Annotated in this window: 19 protein-coding genes; 17 read left to right on the top strand and 2 right to left on the bottom strand. The window is 64.5% G+C overall.

The window, feature by feature from the left end; all coding sequences use genetic code 11:
- Positions 1-10: 10 nt before the first annotated feature.
- The 5 genes from NO357_RS00450 to NO357_RS00430 all read left to right on the top strand — a co-directional run bounded on the left by NO357_RS00450 (position 11) and on the right by NO357_RS00430 (position 4715).
- Positions 11-721: an FkbM family methyltransferase gene (locus NO357_RS00450; RefSeq protein ID WP_306733643.1), complete on the top strand. Its 711-nt coding sequence runs from the start codon at positions 11-13 to the stop codon at positions 719-721.
- A 4-nt stretch (positions 722-725) separates the two neighbouring features.
- Entirely contained in the window at positions 726-1766 is a 1041-nt protein-coding gene (locus NO357_RS00445) for a glycosyltransferase family 2 protein (protein ID WP_306733642.1), read from the top strand.
- A 144-nt stretch (positions 1767-1910) separates the two neighbouring features.
- Positions 1911-2873 (top strand): phosphoadenosine phosphosulfate reductase, encoded by a 963-nt coding sequence (locus NO357_RS00440; protein ID WP_306733641.1) that lies wholly within the window; start codon positions 1911-1913, stop codon positions 2871-2873.
- Between the two features lie 41 nt (positions 2874-2914).
- The gene (gene pyrC / locus NO357_RS00435) at positions 2915-3952 is read left to right on the top strand and encodes a dihydroorotase (RefSeq protein ID WP_306733640.1); all 1038 of its coding nucleotides are present in this window, start codon (positions 2915-2917) and stop codon (positions 3950-3952) included.
- Positions 3953-4034: 82 nt separating this feature from the next.
- A complete protein-coding gene (locus NO357_RS00430; protein ID WP_306733639.1) occupies positions 4035-4715 on the top strand; it encodes an orotate phosphoribosyltransferase in 681 nt (226 codons plus the stop codon).
- Here NO357_RS00430 and NO357_RS00425 read toward each other — a convergent pair.
- Positions 4712-5452 (bottom strand): vWA domain-containing protein, encoded by a 741-nt coding sequence (locus NO357_RS00425; RefSeq protein WP_306733638.1) that lies wholly within the window; start codon positions 5450-5452, stop codon positions 4712-4714. The two genes, NO357_RS00430 and NO357_RS00425, sit on opposite strands and share 4 nt — an antisense overlap.
- Positions 5453-5748: 296 nt before the next feature.
- On the opposite strand from NO357_RS00425, the gene NO357_RS00420 reads away from it, so the two are divergent.
- The 11 genes from NO357_RS00420 to NO357_RS00370 all read left to right on the top strand — a co-directional run bounded on the left by NO357_RS00420 (position 5749) and on the right by NO357_RS00370 (position 16275).
- Positions 5749-7230 carry a replicative DNA helicase gene (locus NO357_RS00420; protein WP_306733637.1) on the top strand — a complete coding sequence of 494 codons (1482 nt, stop codon included), beginning with the start codon at positions 5749-5751 and terminating at the stop codon, positions 7228-7230.
- Positions 7230-7658, top strand: a complete 429-nt coding sequence (locus NO357_RS00415) for a hypothetical protein (RefSeq protein WP_306733636.1) — start codon at positions 7230-7232, stop codon at positions 7656-7658. Before NO357_RS00420 ends, NO357_RS00415 begins: the two co-directional genes overlap by 1 nt.
- 143 nt (positions 7659-7801) lie before the next feature.
- Complete coding sequence (locus tag NO357_RS00410; RefSeq protein ID WP_306733635.1) at positions 7802-8587, top strand: DUF1194 domain-containing protein; 786 nt, start codon at positions 7802-7804, stop codon at positions 8585-8587.
- 57 nt (positions 8588-8644) lie between these two features.
- Complete coding sequence (gene alr / locus NO357_RS00405; RefSeq protein ID WP_306733634.1) at positions 8645-9682, top strand: alanine racemase; 1038 nt, start codon at positions 8645-8647, stop codon at positions 9680-9682.
- A complete protein-coding gene (locus tag NO357_RS00400; protein WP_306733633.1) occupies positions 9679-10461 on the top strand; it encodes an MlaE family ABC transporter permease in 783 nt (260 codons plus the stop codon). The genes alr and NO357_RS00400 overlap by 4 nt, the downstream gene beginning before the upstream one ends.
- 85 nt (positions 10462-10546) lie before the next feature.
- On the top strand, positions 10547-11293 hold the full coding sequence (locus tag NO357_RS00395) for an ABC transporter ATP-binding protein (RefSeq protein ID WP_306733632.1): 747 nt from the start codon (positions 10547-10549) through the stop codon (positions 11291-11293).
- Positions 11294-11639: 346 nt separating this feature from the next.
- On the top strand, positions 11640-12089 hold the full coding sequence (locus NO357_RS00390; protein ID WP_306733631.1) for a paraquat-inducible protein A: 450 nt from the start codon (positions 11640-11642) through the stop codon (positions 12087-12089).
- Positions 12090-12307: 218 nt separating this feature from the next.
- Positions 12308-13672: a DNA repair protein RadA gene (radA, locus tag NO357_RS00385; protein WP_306733630.1), complete on the top strand. Its 1365-nt coding sequence runs from the start codon at positions 12308-12310 to the stop codon at positions 13670-13672.
- A 28-nt stretch (positions 13673-13700) separates the two neighbouring features.
- A complete protein-coding gene (locus NO357_RS00380; RefSeq protein WP_306733629.1) occupies positions 13701-14258 on the top strand; it encodes a CvpA family protein in 558 nt (185 codons plus the stop codon).
- Positions 14259-14383: 125 nt separating this feature from the next.
- The gene (gene purF / locus NO357_RS00375; RefSeq protein WP_306734746.1) at positions 14384-15835 is read left to right on the top strand and encodes an amidophosphoribosyltransferase; all 1452 of its coding nucleotides are present in this window, start codon (positions 14384-14386) and stop codon (positions 15833-15835) included.
- 122 nt (positions 15836-15957) lie between these two features.
- Positions 15958-16275, top strand: coding sequence for an amidophosphoribosyltransferase (locus tag NO357_RS00370; protein WP_306733628.1), 318 nt, complete (start codon positions 15958-15960; stop codon positions 16273-16275).
- 16 nt (positions 16276-16291) lie between these two features.
- On the opposite strand, the gene NO357_RS00365 is transcribed toward NO357_RS00370, so the two are convergent.
- On the bottom strand, positions 16292-16600 hold the full coding sequence (locus NO357_RS00365) for a hypothetical protein (RefSeq protein WP_306733627.1): 309 nt from the start codon (positions 16598-16600) through the stop codon (positions 16292-16294).
- A 140-nt stretch (positions 16601-16740) separates the two neighbouring features.
- Between NO357_RS00365 and NO357_RS00360 the strand changes: the two genes are divergently transcribed.
- Positions 16741-17385 (top strand): SDR family NAD(P)-dependent oxidoreductase, encoded by a 645-nt coding sequence (locus tag NO357_RS00360; RefSeq protein WP_306733626.1) that lies wholly within the window; start codon positions 16741-16743, stop codon positions 17383-17385.
- The last annotated feature ends 30 nt before the right edge of the window (positions 17386-17415 follow it).

Raw genomic sequence — 17415 nt, 5'->3', positions numbered from 1 at the left:
GAGCCAGGATATGGACGGCAGTGCACAGCCCCTTCAGGACACGGTTCCGCACATCATCTCGCGCGGGATCAGGATGCCGAAACACTCCGACATCACCCGGCCGCGCATCCGTCGTGCCCTGCGCCAGAACAGCTATGAAGGTTTCGAGGCCGACGCGGTGATGAAGATCGCCCGCGACGGCGACACCGTGCTCGAACTGGGCGCGGGGATCGGCTACATTTCCACCCTGATCGGCGCCAAGCGCCCGGTCGCGGCCATCCACTCCTTCGAGGCCAATCCCTACCTGATCGACTACATCCGCCAGACCCACGAATTGAACGGCGTCACCAATGCAACCGTGCACAATGCGCTGCTCGCGCCTCGCAAGGGGAAGCCACGCGACTTCTACTGCCGCCGCAACTTCCTCGCCTCTTCGCTCAGCCCCGAAACCGGCCCGGAAGACGGCATTCTCTCGGTCGAGCAGATCGAAGTGCGCGGTATCAACACCGTGTTCCGGGAGATCAAACCCGATGTGCTGGTCTGCGATATCGAGGGCGGCGAAGCCGAGATCCTGCCGGCGCTGCGCTATGATGGCCTGCGCGCCGCGGTGATCGAACTGCACCCGCAATGGATCGGCGCGCCCGGCGTGCGTGCCGTATTCGAAGCCATGCACCACGCCGGCCTCACCTATTACCCGCGCTGGTCCCATCGCAAGGTCGTTGTCTTCAGGAGAGAATGGTGACGCCTTGAAAATACTCGCCGTTCTCACCGTTCGCAACGAAGCCGCCTATCTGCTGGAATGGCTCGCCCACCACCAGGCGGCCGGGGTGACCGATTTCCTGATCTTCTCCAACGATTGCGACGATGGCACCGACACCATGCTCGACCGGCTTCAAGAGCAAGGCCATGTCACCCATGTCCGCAACCGCGGCCCCTACGACAAGGGCGGCATCCAGTTCAACGCGATGAAACGCGCCGACAAGCGGCCCGAGGTCAGGCAGGCCGACTGGATCATCACCCTCGATGTCGACGAATTCATCAACATCCATGTCGGCGATCACACCATCCCCGCGCTGCTGGCCGCCCTGCCCCGGGCCACCGCCATCACGCTGACCTGGCGGCTGTTCGGCTCGATGGGCCTGGCACGCTACGACGACACGCCGGTGCTCGACACCTTCACCCGCGCCGCGCCCGCCATCATGTACTGGCCCTGGCGCGCCGCGATGTTCAAGACGCTGTTCCGCAACGACGGCACCTACCGCAAGCTCGGCATCCACCGCCCCCGTGCACCGGTCAGGGAACGGCTCACCGAAGCCCGCTGGTTCGACGGCGAAGGCCGCGAGCTGGACCAGAAATTCAAGACCGGGCAGATCTTTTCGCCATTCGGCCGCTCCAATAACGCGCTCGCCCAACTCAACCACTATCCCCTCGGCAGCATGGAGAACTTCGTGGTCAAAGCCGATCGCGGCCGGGCGGTGCACAGTGACCACATGCTCGATCTCGACTATTGGGTTGAACGCAACTACATCGACGAGGAAGACCGCACCATCGCGGCGCTTGCTATCCCCCGAGCCGAGCGGCTCGCGGCCCTCAAAGCCGATCCGCAACTCGCCGAGTTGCACGCCGACGCCGTCGCCTGGCGCAAGGCACGCTTTCTCGAATTGCTCACCGAAGAGCCGTTTCGCGCGCTCTACGGTCGGCTGCTGCAGACCCCGCCCTCGCGCCCGCTGCCGCCGCAGACTGCCCGTTTCCTGATGCAGCAGGCCCAGCGCCGCCAGACGGGCTGACCCCCGGCGGTCTTCCGCAAGCCGCGCCTGCCTGCTCGAAAACCCCATGGATTTTTCGCAATTTCGCCTGATTTGCCGCCTATTCAGATCGGCAAAACACGGTCCGCGCTAAAAAATGCGTGGCCAAACCCGAGGCAGATCGCGATGCAGGATACGTCCGCACCCATCGACACCGACCTCTCCGGTCTCGACAAGGCCGAGTGGCTTACCCGGCTCGCCGACACCGCCGAGGCGCGCGGCCATTTCCAGCCGCTTGGGCGCAAGCACGCCGCTGCCTTTATCGATGCCGGGTCGACCCTGCTGGTCAGCTTCGAGTCGATCCAGGGCATTCGGGCGCTGTCCGATGCCGCCCGCCCGATCGGCTGGCAGATGGTCGACACCAACGGCTGGTCCTCTCTCACCCTGATCTCCGAGGGCGACACCTGGTTCCGCGATCCCAAGGTCTACGGCTATTTCGATGCGCTGATCGACGACGGTTTCTTCGACGACTTCGACACCATCCTGTTCTACGGTGCCGGCCCCTGCGGCTATGCCGCCGCCGCGTTTTCCGTGGCAGCGCCTGGCGCCAAGGTTCTGTCGATCCAGCCTCAGGCCACGCTCGATCCGCGCGTCACCGAATGGGACGAGCGCTTCACCCACATGCGCCGCACGTCGTTCACCGACCGCTACGGCTATGCCCCTGACATGCTCGATGCCGCCGCGTGCGCCTATGTCATCTACGACCCCCAGGTCGAGCTCGACGCGATGCACGCCGCGCTCTTCACCCGGCGCAATGTCGACAAGTACCGCCTGCGCTTCATGGGCTCGGCAATTCAGAGCGAACTGATCGAAATGGGCCTGCTGATCCCCCTGCTCAGCGCCGCCGCCGACGGCACGCTCGACACGCAGGGCTTTGCGCAACTGATGCGCGCGCGCCGCGACCATCCGCCTTACCTGCGCGCCGTACTGGCACATGTCGACCACCATGACCGGCCCGGGCTGGCCGCCATGATCTGCCGTAACGTGCTGGCCCGCCTCGACAACGCCCCGCGCTTCGCCCGCCGCCTCAAGGCGCTCGAGCGCGAATCCCGCGACGACAATGCCGGGATTTCCACTGACGGCGCCTGACCCCTCTGGAAAGCGCCAAGCATTTCGGCTAAGCGGGCGGCATGACCACGATCACCATCCGCCGCCCCGACGACTGGCACCTGCATTTGCGCGATGGCGCCATGCTGGCCGGCGTCCTGCCCGAGACCACCCGTCATTTCGCCCGCGCCATCATCATGCCCAACCTGGTGCCGCCGGTCGTCACCGCCGCCGACGCGCAAGCCTATCGCGACCGCATTCTCGCAGCGATGCCCGCCGGCGCCGATTTCACCCCGCTGATGACGCTCTATCTGACCGAGGACACCGACCCCGAGGATCTGGCCCGGGCCCACGCGTCCGGCCTGATCACCGCGGTCAAGCTCTACCCGGCCGGCGCCACCACCAACTCCGCCTCCGGCGTGCGCGACTTCGCGCGTGTGCGTGGCGTGCTGGACAAGATGGCCGAAATCGGCTGCCCGCTCTGCGTCCATGGCGAGGTCACCGATCCCGACATCGACATCTTCGACCGCGAGGCGGTGTTCATCGACCGCGTGCTCGATCCCGTGCGCCGTGCCACCCCGGGCCTCAGGGTGATCATGGAACACATCACGACGAAAGATGGTGTGGACTACGTGAAAACTGCCGAAAAAGACCTCGGCGCCACCATCACCACCCATCACCTGATCATCAACCGCAACCACATCCTGGTCGGCGGGATCAAGCCGCACTACTACTGCCTGCCAGTGGCCAAGCGCGAGGAACACCGCCTGGCCCTGCGCGCCGCCGCGACCTCCGGTGACGAACGCTTCTTCCTCGGCACCGACAGCGCCCCGCATATCGACGCGTTGAAGGAACACGCCTGCGGTTGCGCCGGCTGTTTCACTGCCACCAATACCATGGCGCTCTTGGCCCATGTCTTCGAAGACGAAGGCGCGCTCGACCGGCTCGAAGGCTTTGCCAGCCTGCACGGCCCCGCCTTCTACGGCCTGGCCCCGAACCAAGGCACCCTCACCCTTGCCAGATCCGATCACCCCGTACAATTCCCGGAGAAAATCGAAACCGGCGACGGCCCCGTGACCGTCTTCGACCCGGGCTTCCCGGTCTATTGGAGCCCGCTCTAACCTCCTTCCTCTTTCCTGAAATATCCCGGGGGGTCCGGGGGGCTGGCCCCCCGGCGCCCGCCACCACAAAAAGGCCCGCCGCATGATCCCCTCCTCCTATCCGTCCAAGGAAGAAATCGCCCGCCTCACCGCCCGGATGCTGCTGGAGATCAAGGCGGTGCATTTCAACGCCCGCGAGCCGTTCACGCTGGCCTCTGGCCTGCCAAGCCCCACCTACATCGATTGCCGCACGCCGATCTCCTATCCGCGCATCCGCAGCACTTTGATGGATTTCCTGGCCGTCACGGTGATGCGAGACGCGGGCTTCGAGGCCTTCGACAACGTCGCCGGCGGCGAGACCGCCGGCATTCCCTTCGCTGCGCTGGTGGCGGAGCGCCTCGGCCTGCCGATGACCTACGTGCGCAAGAAACCCAAAGGCTATGGCCGCAACGCCCGCATCGAGGGCGCGATGTCCGAGGGCCAGCGCGTGCTGCTGGTCGAGGACCTGACCACCGATGGCGGCTCCAAGCTTTCCTTCGTCGACGCCATCCGCGACACCGGTGCCAGCTGCGGCCACACCGCCGTGATCTTCTACTACGGCATCTTCCCCGAGACCGAGAAAACGCTCAGCGACCACGGTGTGCAACTGCACTGTCTCTGCACCTGGTGGGACGTGCTGGCCGAGGCCAAGGCCCAGAGCGCCTTCGACACCGAAACCCTGGCCGGGGTCGAGGCCTTCCTCAATGATCCCCGCGCCTGGCAAGACTCGCATAAGAAAGGTTAACCACCTTTCCGCTGCGATAAGCTCGCCTGCCCGATCATCTGGCAGCCCAGAACCTGCCGCAGCGCCGCCGCCAGCTCGTCGACCGTCTCGGTCGAGACATAGCTGCCGCCGGTGAGGTCGGCGAGGCATTGCGCCACGGTGTGCCCCTCACTCTGTTCCGAGACCGGCGCCGAAGGCCAGTTGAAATGCTCCGACTGCACCTTGAAGCCGATCACGTGCACCGTCAGGTCGGCCGCCTCCGCGGCAAGTTCGGCGGCGAGCTGGCAGGGCGCGCCGCCGCAGGTTTCCTTGCCGTCGGTGACCAGCACCACCACCCCGGGCCGCCGTTTGTACTCCAACACCCCGGCGGCCATCCGCACCGCCTCGGTCAAGGGCGTCTCGCCGTCCGGGCGCAGCGCGTCGATCTCGCTGATGATCCGCGGCGCCGCATCCGGCATCGGCGGGAACCGCAGGTCGACATTGCCACAGGCACCGCCCACCTGCCCCGGACCGTAGATGATCAGCCCCAGCCGCCGTGCCGCCGCGATCCCCGGCACCGACCGGCGCAGCGCCCGGCGCGCCGAAAATATCCGAGGCTCGTTCAGCAGGTTGAAGCCCATCTCCGCCATCGAGCCCGAGCCGTCGAACACCAGCATGGCATCGCTCCGGCAGCCCGGCTCGGCCTGTGAACCGCCGGCCCAGAGAATCGCCGCCCCAGCCAGGGTCAACCGCCGAATCTGTGTGCAAACCCCGCTCACCTGTGCGTCCTTTGGCCAAATCTCTTGAAACTCTGGCAAATCCCGGCGCCTCTGTCCAATAGCGCGGTTCCCTGGCTGTCGGCGGCGTTCACGGCTCTGCCGGAAAACCCTCGCCCGTCCCGGGAAAAACCGCCAATCGTTCCCCGGGCAGACCGCAACATGTTGACCCGTGACCCCGAATTCGCGCAATATGATGCGGAGGCTCGGATATGCACAGCCTATCCACAAAAACATACAAGTTGCCTCTGCCCCGCGGCTTTGCGTAGAACGCAGGCCTCAGGGGGAAAGCGAACATTATGAACGAAGTCGCCACATTCAATGCCACCGGGGCCGAGGTCCAGAACCCCGAGACCATGCCCCACTCGATCGAAGCCGAACAGCAACTGCTCGGCGCGATCCTGACCAACAATGACATCTACGACCGGGTCGCCGCGATCATCGGCCCGCAGCATTTCTACGACCCGGTGCACGCGCGCATCTTCGAGACCGCCGCAGCGCGGATCGCCAAGAACAACCTCGCCTCGCCGGTCACGCTCAAGGCCTTCTTCGAGGATGACGAGGGGCTCAAGGAACTGGGCGGCCCGGCCTACCTCGCCCGGCTGGCCGGCGCCGCGATCTCGGCCTTTGCGGTGCGCGACTATGCCCAGATGATCTATGATCTGGCGATCCGCCGCGATCTCATCCGGCTGGGGCAGGACATTTCGGCCAAGGCCGCCCGGGTCGACGTTGCCTCGGAACCGAAGGAACAGATCGTCGAGGCGGAACAAGCGCTCTACCAACTGGCCGAACAGGGCCAGGCCGAAACCGGCTTCCAGAGCTTTCTCAAGGCGGTCACCGACGCCGTCAACGTCGCCAACGCCGCCTATCAGCGCGACGGCGGGCTTGCCGGCCTCGCCACGGGACTCGTCGATCTCGACCACAAGCTCGGCGGCCTGCACAAGTCCGACCTGCTGATCCTTGCCGGGCGGCCCTCGATGGGCAAGACCTCGCTGGCCACCAATGTAGCCTTCAATATCGCCAGGGCCTACCGCCGCGGCGTGCGCCCGGACGGCTCCGAAGGCGCCATCGACGGCGGCGTGGTCGGCTTCTTCTCGCTCGAGATGAGCGCCGAACAGCTCGCCGGTCGGATCCTGGCCGAAGCCTCGGAAATCTCCAGCCACAAGATCCGCCAGGGCGATCTCGACGAAAGCGAGTTCCGACGCTTCGTCGACGCGGCCAAGGCGCTGGAAAGCTGCCCGCTTTATATCGACGACACCGCGGCGATCCCGATCGCTCAACTCGCCGCCCGCGCCCGCCGGCTGAAACGCACCCACGGGCTGGACCTCTTGATCGTCGATTACCTGCAGCTGGTGCGCGGCACCTCCGACAACCGGGTGCAGGAAATCGGCGAAATCTCGATGGGCCTCAAGGCCATCGCCAAGGAGCTCGAAATCCCGGTCGTCGCCCTCTCGCAGCTCTCGCGCCAGGTCGAAAGCCGCGACGACAAGCGCCCGCAGCTTTCGGACCTGCGCGAATCCGGCTCGATCGAACAGGACGCCGACGTCGTGATGTTCGTCTTCCGCGAGGAATACTATGTGGAGCGCGAGAAACCTTCCGACGAAAGACTCGAGGAAATGGCCGACTGGCAGGACCGCATGAGCCGGCTCCACGGCAAGGCCGAGGTGATCATCGGCAAGCAGCGCCACGGCCCGATCGGTACCGTCGAACTGAGTTTCGAAAGCGAATTCACCCGCTTCGGCAACCTCGTCAAACCGTGGCAGCAAGGCAGCGAGTTCTGATGCCGATCCACGCCTTCATGTCCGCCTACAAGCGCGTCTGGCTGGAACAGGACAGCGAAGGTTTCGCCGGCCTTTTCACAGAGAACGGCCAGTACTGGAACACCCCGTTCCAGTGCCAGGACACGTTCGAGCTCCGCAAGACCTATTGGGACCGCATCAAGCTGCAACAGAGCATCAGCCACGAAAACGAGGTGCTGGCCGAAACCCCGAACGGCGGCATCGCACACTGGCACGTCGAATACCAGGTCGCCTCAGAGGAGCTGTTCGAGATCTGGGCCAAATCCACCGGCACCGGCCTGCCTGATCGTCGCCCCGACGACCCGCTGCCACGGATGATCCTCGACGGCACGCTGGTGGGACAATTCAACCATGCCGGCCTGGCAACGAACGTGCGGATTTGGTGGCATTCCATGGCCCAGCCGGGCTGACCGCCGAAAAGGTCGACCCACTGGCCTTTGAGGCGGGAATGGCGCCCTTTTTCGAAGGCTTGCCCCAACGCCGTCCAATACCGCTCCCGAACTTCGTCCGAATGAGAGTGGACAGACCGCCGCTTTGCCGCCTCAATACGGTTATGCGCACGCTTCTGTTTTTCCTGATCCTCTTCACTTTGCCAGCCCGGGCCGCTGAAGAGGTCGATCTTGAACTGTTCCTCGCGGTCGACGTCTCGCAATCCATGTCCTTCGAAGAACTTGAAATTCAGCGCCAGGGCTACGCCGCCGCACTGCTCAGCCCCTCGGTGATGGACGCAATCCGCGGCGGTATGCTCGGCGTCGTGGCCATCACCTATGTCGAATGGGCCGGCACCGGCAGCCACAAGGTGGTCGTGCCGTGGACGCGGGTTGCGTCGCTGAAGGACATGACCGAGGTCGCCGAAGCCATCACCGCCAATTTCGAAAACCCACGCCGCCGCACCTCGATCTCCTCGATTCTCCTCTATGGCGAACGCGCGATCAACAGCAACGCCTTCACCGGCCTGCGCCGCGTCATCGACGTCTCGGGCGACGGTCCGAACAACATGGGTCCGCCGGTCACCGCCGCCCGCGATCGCGCCGTTGGGCTCGGGCTGACGATCAACGGGTTGCCGCTGATGACTCGCGACACCGCCTCCGACATCTGGGGCATCCCCGATCTCGACATCTACTACGCCGAATGCGTGGTGGGCGGCCCCGGCGCCTTCGTCCTGCCGGTCCGCAGCTGGGAAGAGTTCGCTCCCGCCCTGCGCCGAAAACTGGTGCAGGAAATCGCGGGTCATACTCCCCCCGGCCGCACCCGCATGATCCCGGCACAGGCCTATGACTGCCTGATCGGCGAAAAGATCTGGCAGCGCAACATGCAGCGCGGCTTTCTCGATCCCTGAACCGCCCGCCGCGCCTTTCCCCCTTGACCTTCTCCGCGCCCGCGACAACAAAGCCTCATGGCCACAGGAACTCTTACCATCGACCTCGATGCCCTCGTGCAGAACTGGCGGTCCCTCGCCGCTCTGTCCGAGTCCGAGACCGGCGCCGTGGTCAAGGCAGATGGTTACGGTCTCGGCGCGGCAAAGGTCGCCCGGGCCCTCGCCCGCGCCGGCGCCCGCCGCTTTTTCGTAGCGGTGGCCGAAGAAGGCGCCGGCCTGCGCGAGGCGCTGGGCCCGGGGCCGGAAATCAACGTCATGTCCGGTCACATGGCCGGCGATACCGATATGATCGGCGACCTTGCGCTGACACCGATGATCAACAATGTCGACCAGTTGCTGCGCCATGTCGAAGCGCTGCCGGGCCACGCCTTCGGCATCCAGCTCGACACCGGCATGAACCGGCTCGGCATGGAACCCGCCGAATGGGCCGCCATCCGCGACATCGCACTGGCCCAGGCCCCGACCCTGGTAATGTCGCACCTCGCCTGCGCCGACGAACCCAGCCACGAGATGAACCGGGCACAACTGGCGCAATTCGCTGAGATCACCGGCGATATCGACGCGCCGCGCTCGCTCGCCGCCACCGGCGGTATCCTGTTGGGCCCCGATTATCACTTCGACGTCACCCGCCCCGGCATCGGCCTCTATGGCGGCCTGCCATTCGATCTCGCCACGCCGGTGGTGCGGCTCGAGCTGCCGGTGATTCAGGTCCGCGACCTCGAACCGGGCGAAACGGTGGGCTACGGCAACAGCTGGGAGGCCGCCGATCCCACCCGAGTCGCCACCGTTTCCGGCGGCTACGCCGACGGTCTGTTGCGGGCACTGTCGCACACCGGCAGCCTGTGGCACGGTGACACGCCTTGCCCGATCCTCGGCCGTGTCTCGATGGACCTGATCGGCGTCGACGTCACTCACCTGTCCGAAACGCCCGTCGCACTGGATATCCTCGGTCCCAATCAGAAGGTCGATGCGCTCGCCACCGACGCCGGCACCATCGGCTATGAAATCCTCACGTCGCTGGGGGCCCGCTACACGCGGCGCTATACCGGCGGATGAGCCTGACCGCCTCCCTTGCCGCCATCGGCCGGCCGGTACTGGCCGCCCTTGCGCTGATCGGCCGGTTGGCCCTGTATGCGTTCGAAACCGTCACCCATCTGTTGCGCCCGCCCTTCTATGGCCGCGAATTCCTGCACGCACTGGTCCAGATCGGCTGGCTGTCGCTGCCCGTCGTCGGCCTGACCGCGGTGTTCACCGGCGGCGCGCTGGCGTTGCAGATCTATGCCGGCGGCTCGCGCTTCAACGCCGAATCCGTGGTGCCCTCGATTGTCGCCATCGGCATGACCCGTGAACTGGGCCCGGTGCTGGGCGGACTGATGGTCGCCGCGCGCGTCGCCTCGTCGATCGCCGCCGAGATCGGCACGATGAAAGTCACCGAGCAGATCGACGCGCTGGTCACGCTGTCGACCCACCCGATGAAATACCTCACCCTGCCACGGGTGCTGGCCGCCACGCTGGCGGTGCCGGTGCTGGTCGGCGTCGGCGATGCCATCGGCATCATGGGCGGCTATCTCGTCGGCATCACCCGGCTCGACTTCAACGCCGCGGCCTACCTCAAGAACACCGCCGATTTCCTCGAGACCTGGGACGTGGTGTCGGGCCTGATCAAGGGCGCGGTGTTCGGCTTCATCGTCGCCACCATGGGCTGTTTCTACGGCATGCACTCCGGGCGCGGCGCGCAAGGCGTCGGCCGCGCCACCAAGTCCGCCGTGGTCGCCGCCTCTGTGCTGATCCTCGCCGCCAACTACATTCTCACCGAACTGTTCTTCTCAGCATGACGCAAACCCGCCCCCTTTCATCTTGCCGAAAATACTCCGGGGTCCGGGGCAGCGCCCCGGTCCACGCCAACCGCACGCGCCACCGATGATCGAGCTTTCGGACGTCCATAAGGCCTTTGGGTCCAACAAGGTCCTGCGGGGTGTCAACCTCACCATCCCGAAATCGACCTCGATGGTCATCATCGGCGGCTCGGGCACCGGCAAGTCGGTGGCGCTGAAATGCATCCTCGGCCTCGTCACCCCCGACCGCGGCACCATCACGCTCGACGGCCAGGACGTCACCAAGGGCGACCGCGATGCCTTTCTCGCCCGTTTCGGCATGCTGTTCCAAGGCGGTGCGCTATTCGATTCGCTGCCGGTCTGGCAAAACGTCGCCTTCCGCCTCCTGCGCGGCTCGCTCAAGCGCCCCAAGGCCGAGGCGCGCGACATCGCCGTCGAGAAGCTGCGCCGCGTCGGCCTCAAGTCCGAGACCGCCGATCTCTACCCGGCCGAGCTGTCGGGCGGCATGCAGAAACGCGTCGGCCTCGCCCGCGCCATCGCCGCCGAGCCCGAGATCATTTTCTTCGACGAACCCACCACCGGCCTCGACCCGATCATGGCCGGCGTCATCAACGAACTGATCCGCGAAATCGTGACCGAGATGGGCGCCACCGCCATGACCATCACCCACGACATGTCCTCGGTGCGCGCCATCGCCGACAATGTCGCCATGTTGCACGACGGCGTGATCAAGTGGACCGGCCCGGTATCCCGGATGGACAATTCCGGCGACCCCTATCTCGATCAATTCATCCACGGTCGCGCCGAAGGTCCGATCGAGGCGGTGCGCTGACCCGCCGCCATCCCGCCGGGTTCTCTTCGGCGGCAACGACATTCCGTGGGTCTGGCGCCGTCGCTAATCCTTCATCTCTCGGATGCGTGGGCCGGGCGGATGGGCGCAGCTCAGAGAGGGCGGCCAGCCGCGGACCACCGCCCGCCGCCTTAACCCTCTGTCATTCACCAAACATTAACCACCGCGCGCCAGACGGAGCGCCAGCCAGACGGCCAGCCAGGGTGCCATACAGGCTTTGTTTTCGACCACCGCGCGTTCACCAAGATGAAAATACGGTTGACGTGCCGCGTTGCATCGCGGCGCCAACCGGCTTACCTGCAAGAGACGCGCCCCACCCGGAGACCCCATGCTGCGTATCGCCAACCTCGCCCTGATCGTGCTTTTTCCCATCGCCTGGTTCGCGCCACTGATGCGCGCGGGCCTCGGCCTGCCGCTGTTCAAGCTCGATGAGATCAGTGTCGTCTCCGGCCTTCAAAGCCTTTGGAAATCCGACGTTTACCTGGCACTCCTGGTCACGTTCTTTGCACTCTTCGCGCCCTATCTCAAAACCATCGGGCTGGGGTTGGTTCACTTCAACCTGCTGTCGGACAAACTCCTGCCGGTGCTGCACGTTCTGGGCAAGCTGGCTATGGCCGACATCTTTCTCATCGCGCTCTACATCACTTTGTCCAAGGGCATCGGAATCGGCAAGATCGAGACCGCCTGGGGACTTTACCTGTTCACCGCCTGCATCCTCGCCTCCCTGGCTATCAGCATTTTGACGAACCGCACTCTAAAGAAGAATATTTTACCTTAACTTCCGATAACATCTTTTTGTTTTCACATTATTTCATCCATCTGCGATGGCGTGTTTCGTTTGGTCGCGCGGAACATGATCCTGAGCGATTTCCCCTCAACATCCGCGGAGCGGTCGACCGCGCGACCGACTCAGCGCGCGTTTACTTTTTCACCGCATCCTGTGCCCATCGAAATTGACATTTGACGTCACCCAATTGCTCATGCATCACGCCGGGTATGGCAAAGACTCCCAGCTTCACCTGCTCGGCCTGCGGCGCCCGCTTTTCCAAATGGTCCGGGCGCTGCGACAATTGCGGTGAATGGAACACCATTGCCGAAGAGATGCCGCTATCGGCGGGCCCGGCGTTGAAATCGCTGGGGTCCAGGCGCGGCCGCGCCATGGAACTCAGCGATCTCGGCACCGAAGAGGCCCCGCCGCCGCGCACCACAAGCGGGCTGGATGAGCTCGATCGGGTTCTGGGCGGCGGCCTCGTTCCGGCCTCGGCGATTCTCGTGGGCGGCGACCCGGGCATCGGCAAGTCCACCCTGCTCCTGCAAGCCGCTGCAGAATTCGCCCGTAAGGGACTGAAAACGGTATATGTTTCCGGCGAGGAAGCCAGCGCCCAGGTGCGCATGCGCGCGGCAAGACTCGGTCTCACCGACGCACCGGTGCAGTTGGCGGCCGAAACCAATCTGCGAGACATTCTGACCACGCTCGAAACCGAGCGGCCGGCACTGGCGATCATCGACTCGATCCAGACCATGTGGGCCGACAATGTCGAAAGTGCGCCCGGATCGGTCTCCCAGGTCCGCGCCGCCGCACACGAGCTGACCAGCTTCGCCAAGCGCATCGGCGTCTCGGTCGTGCTGGTCGGCCATGTCACCAAGGAAGGCCAGATCGCCGGCCCCCGCGTGGTCGAACACATGGTCGACACCGTGCTCTATTTCGAAGGCGAGCGCGGCCACCAATTCCGCATCCTGCGCGCCGTAAAGAACCGCTTCGGCCCGGCCGACGAAATCGGCGTGTTCGAGATGACCGGCAGCGGTTTGACTGAAGTGAAGAACCCCTCGGCGCTGTTTCTGAGCGAACGCGGCAATCCCAGCCCGGGCTCGGCTGTCTTCGCCGGAATCGAGGGCACCCGTCCGGTGCTGGTCGAGTTCCAAGCGCTGGTCGCCCCCTCGCCGCATGCCCAGCCCCGACGCACCGTGGTGGGCTGGGATGGCGGGCGGCTGGCGATGATCCTCGCCGTCTTGGAGGCGCGCTGTGGCATCCCTTTCACCGGTCTTGATGTTTATCTCAACGTCGCCGGCGGCATGAAAATTTCCGACCCGGCCGCCGACCTTGCCGTCGCCGCGGCGCTGCTCTCTGCGCGGGAAGATGCCGCTTTGCCCGCTGATACGGTAGTTTTCGGCGAAATCAGCCTTTCAGGCGCGTTGCGCGCCGTCAGCCAAACCGAAAATAGGTTGAAAGAAGCGCAAAAACTTGGTTTCACCTCTGCCATCTTGCCCCGTGGCGGTAAAACCGCGGCAAATGAGGGCATGAAGCTGACGCAGATGAGCGATCTTTCGGTCTTCGTCGGTGAGATTTTCGGCGCGGGCTGAGACCAGAGAACAGGACAAAGGGACCATCATGGAAGGCTTTACCATCATCGACGGCGTGGTTGCGCTGGTCATCGTCGTCTCGGCACTGCTGGCCTATTCTCGCGGCCTGGTGCGCGAGACGCTGGCCATCGCCGGTTGGGTCGTGGCCGCCGTGCTGGCCTTCATGTTCGCTCCGCAGGTGCAGCCGTTGATGAAAGAAATCCCTTATGTCGGGGAAAAACTACTCGCCGACAGCTGCGAATTGTCGATGATTGCCGGCTTCGCCGGGGTCTTCGCCGTTGCCCTCGTGGTGGCTTCGCTGTTCACGCCACTGTTCTCTTCGGTTGTGCAACGCTCGGTTCTGGGCGGGCTCGACCAGGGGCTGGGCTTTCTCTTCGGCGTGCTGCGCGGCATCCTGCTCGTGGCGATCGCCTTTTTCGTCTATGAAACCGTGGTGACCGGCCAGAACATCCAAATGATCGACGACTCGCGTTCGCATCGCGTCTTCTCGCGTCTGACCGGCGCGATCGAGGAAAACAACCCTGAAGAGGCGCTCGGCTGGATCACCCGCCAATACGAGGAACTGGTGGGCGCCTGCAGCGAGTAAATTGCCGCAGGCCGCACGACGTGGCTTCCAATTGTTATCGTTTCGTGACATGGCGCGTCACAGCCCTTACAAACAGGCGTGAAGCCAAGACGATGGATTCGGAGCTGCCACCCGTGCCCTTGCCAATGCGTCCCGCCCATCCTTTTGATGATGACAAGCTGAAAGAGGAATGCGGTGTCTTCGGCGTGATCGGCGTGACCGATGCGGCGAATTTTGTCGCGCTTGGGCTACACGCTCTGCAGCATCGCGGCCAGGAAGCCGGCGGCATCGTCAGCCACGACCCGGTCGAAGGCTTTAATTCGGCCCGCCGCTTCGGCTATGTGCGTGACAGCTTCACCAAACAATCGCTGATGGAAACCCTGCCGGGCCCGCTGGCCATCGGGCATGTGCGTTATTCTACCGCCGGCTCGAAAGCCGCTCAGATCCGTGATGTACAGCCGTTTTTCGGCGAATTCTCGATGGGCGGCGCAGCGATTGCCCATAACGGCAACATCACAAATGCCGATGCACTGCGGCGCGAACTGATCGACCGCGGCTCGATTTTCCAGAGCTCGTCCGATAGCGAATGCATCATCCACCTGATGGCCCGCTCGCTGCAACGCAACATCCCCGAGCGGATGCAGGATGCGCTGCGGCGGGTCGAGGGCGCTTTCTCGATCGTCGCCATGACCCGCACAAAGCTCATCGGCGTGCGTGACCCGCTCGGAGTAAGGCCGCTGGTTCTGGGTCGGATCGGAGAAGGCTGGGCGCTGAGTTCGGAGACATGCGCGCTCGACATCATCGGCGCCGAGTTCGTCCGCGAGATCGAACCGGGCGAGATGGTGGTGATCAATCAAAATGGGGTCGAAAGCCATTTCCCCTTCCGCAAACAGCCGGCCCGGTTCTGCATCTTCGAACATGTCTACTTCTCGCGCCCCGACAGCATCATCGGCGGCCGCTCGGTCTATGAAACCCGGCGCCAGATCGGGGTGGAGCTGGCCCGCGAGGCCCCGGTCGAGGCCGATCTGGTCTGCCCTGTGCCCGACAGCGGCACGCCCGCGGCGATCGGCTTCGCCCACGAAAGCGGCATCCCCTACGGCATGGGCATCATCCGCAACCAGTATATGGGCCGCACCTTCATCGAGCCGACCGAGCAAATCCGCAACATGGGCGTGCGGTTGAAACTTAATGTCAATCGGGCACTCATCCGCGACAAACGGGTCATTCTGGTCGACGATAGCGTGGTGCGCGGCACCACGTCCCGCAAGATCAAGGAAATGATCCTCGATGCCGGCGCCAAGGAGGTGCATTTCCGCATCGCCTCACCACCAACTGCCTGGCCCTGTTTCTATGGCGTCGACACGCCGCAGCGCGAGAAGCTGCTAGCCGCGACGATGAGCGAGGACGAGATGCGCGATCACCTCGCCGTCGATAGTCTTAAGTTCATCTCGCTCGACGGGCTCTATCGTGCCGTGGGCGAAGCAACGGGACGCGACGCCAAATGCCCGCAATACTGCGACGCCTGCTTCTCAGGGGAATACCCGGTGGCCCCGTCGGACATGATCGAAAAAGGATTCGAGCTGAAAGCCGCCGAGTAACTTCTTGTTTTGGCGCATTTCCGCCGCTCGACCCCGCTGCTGAAGATCCGCTCTTTCGCACCTGCAGAAACCAACCTATCTGCGCTGTTCGAATGCGAAAAGACAGCTGACAGATACATTTCATGGCACATCCAGACCCCACTGCGCCCGGCTTAGATCAGGCCGCGCGCCTCGCGACCGTCACGGCCCGATTTGACACGGATGGGCTCATCCTTCTCGGTACGTTCGGCAGTGAAAGCCGCCCCGGCGCGATCTTGCGCCTGCCCGACGGCGATACTCGCCGGGTCACGACCGGCGATACCGTCGGCGACATGACGGTTCAGGCGATCAGCGACGGCAAGGTCGTCATCGAAACGTCCGGACGGGTCAGCACGCTGGTTTCGCCCGGCGACGCAGATCGGCCCCGACGGGGCATGCCCCATCACGGGCAGGGACGCTAGCCCGCCGCACCGCGGTTCAGCTAACCAATTTACAACGGTGCCATTCCTCGGGCTCACCCCCGTCGTAGGTTACGATCACCCGCTCCTCCGAGAGCTGCCGCATGGCAACGCTCAGCCCGGCATCCGGCTCTCCCTCGGGAATAACGAAATCGATGCGGTGACGGCTATATACGCCCTGCGTTTGCTGGCCTCCGGGTGTCCGGATTTTGTCGCCGTCAATCCGCACTTGCGCGCCGCCGTCAGAGCACCAGTCACCACTGATCTCGTCGGCGCGCGACGCCATTGGAATCGCCGACAGCGCCAGAACCACTGCCAAAACACGCATGCGCGACCCTCCCGTTCTGCCGGTTCCATGATGCGCCATGACCGGCTCCCCGCCAAGTCCCGGGATGCCACGGCCCCTTCACGCACTGGACAGTCCCGCCCGGCTCTGGAATACCCGGCCCAAGCCTGAAGGAGAGCCTCATGTCCGAGAAGATCGCCCTCATCACCGGTGCCTCGCGCGGTCTGGGTGCTGCCTTGGCCGAGGCGCTGGCGCCCAGTCATCACATCGTCGCCGTGGCTCGCACCACCGGCGCTCTGGAAGAACTTGACGACCGCATTCAAGCCGGCGGGCATGCCGCCACGCTGGCGCCGATGGACATCACCAACACCGACGCCATGGCGCAGCTTTGCCGCTCAGTTTACGACCGCTGGGGCAGGATCGACCTCTGGGCTCACTGTGCAATCCACGCTGCGCCGCTGTCACCCGCCGATCATATCGACGCCAAGGACTGGGACAAATCCGTAGCGGTCAACATAACCGCCACCGGCACGCTGATCCGCTTCGTCACCCCGCTGCTGGGCCGGACAGGCACCGCGCTGTTCTTCGAAGACCCGCGCGGCGGCGAAAAGTTCTTTGGCGCTTATGGGGCGACCAAGACGGCCCAGATCGCTCTGGCGCGCAGCTGGGCGGCTGAGACTGTAAAGACTGGTCCGCATGTTCATGTGTTGTCACCGGCCCCGATGCCGACGGCTACCCGTGCCCGCTTCTTCCCCGGCGAGGACCGCGCGCAGCTCGCGTCTCCGCGGCATGAAGCGGCGCGCCTGCTGGCCGGGCTGGAGCTGTGAGCACCACAGGCTGTGATCAATTTCCAGCAG

The organism is Marimonas arenosa, from assembly GCF_030848945.1.
Taxonomy (GTDB): domain Bacteria; phylum Pseudomonadota; class Alphaproteobacteria; order Rhodobacterales; family Rhodobacteraceae; genus Marimonas; species Marimonas arenosa.
The sequence above is the reverse complement of the archived record's forward strand: the minus strand, read 5'-3'. Positions and strand labels throughout refer to the sequence as shown.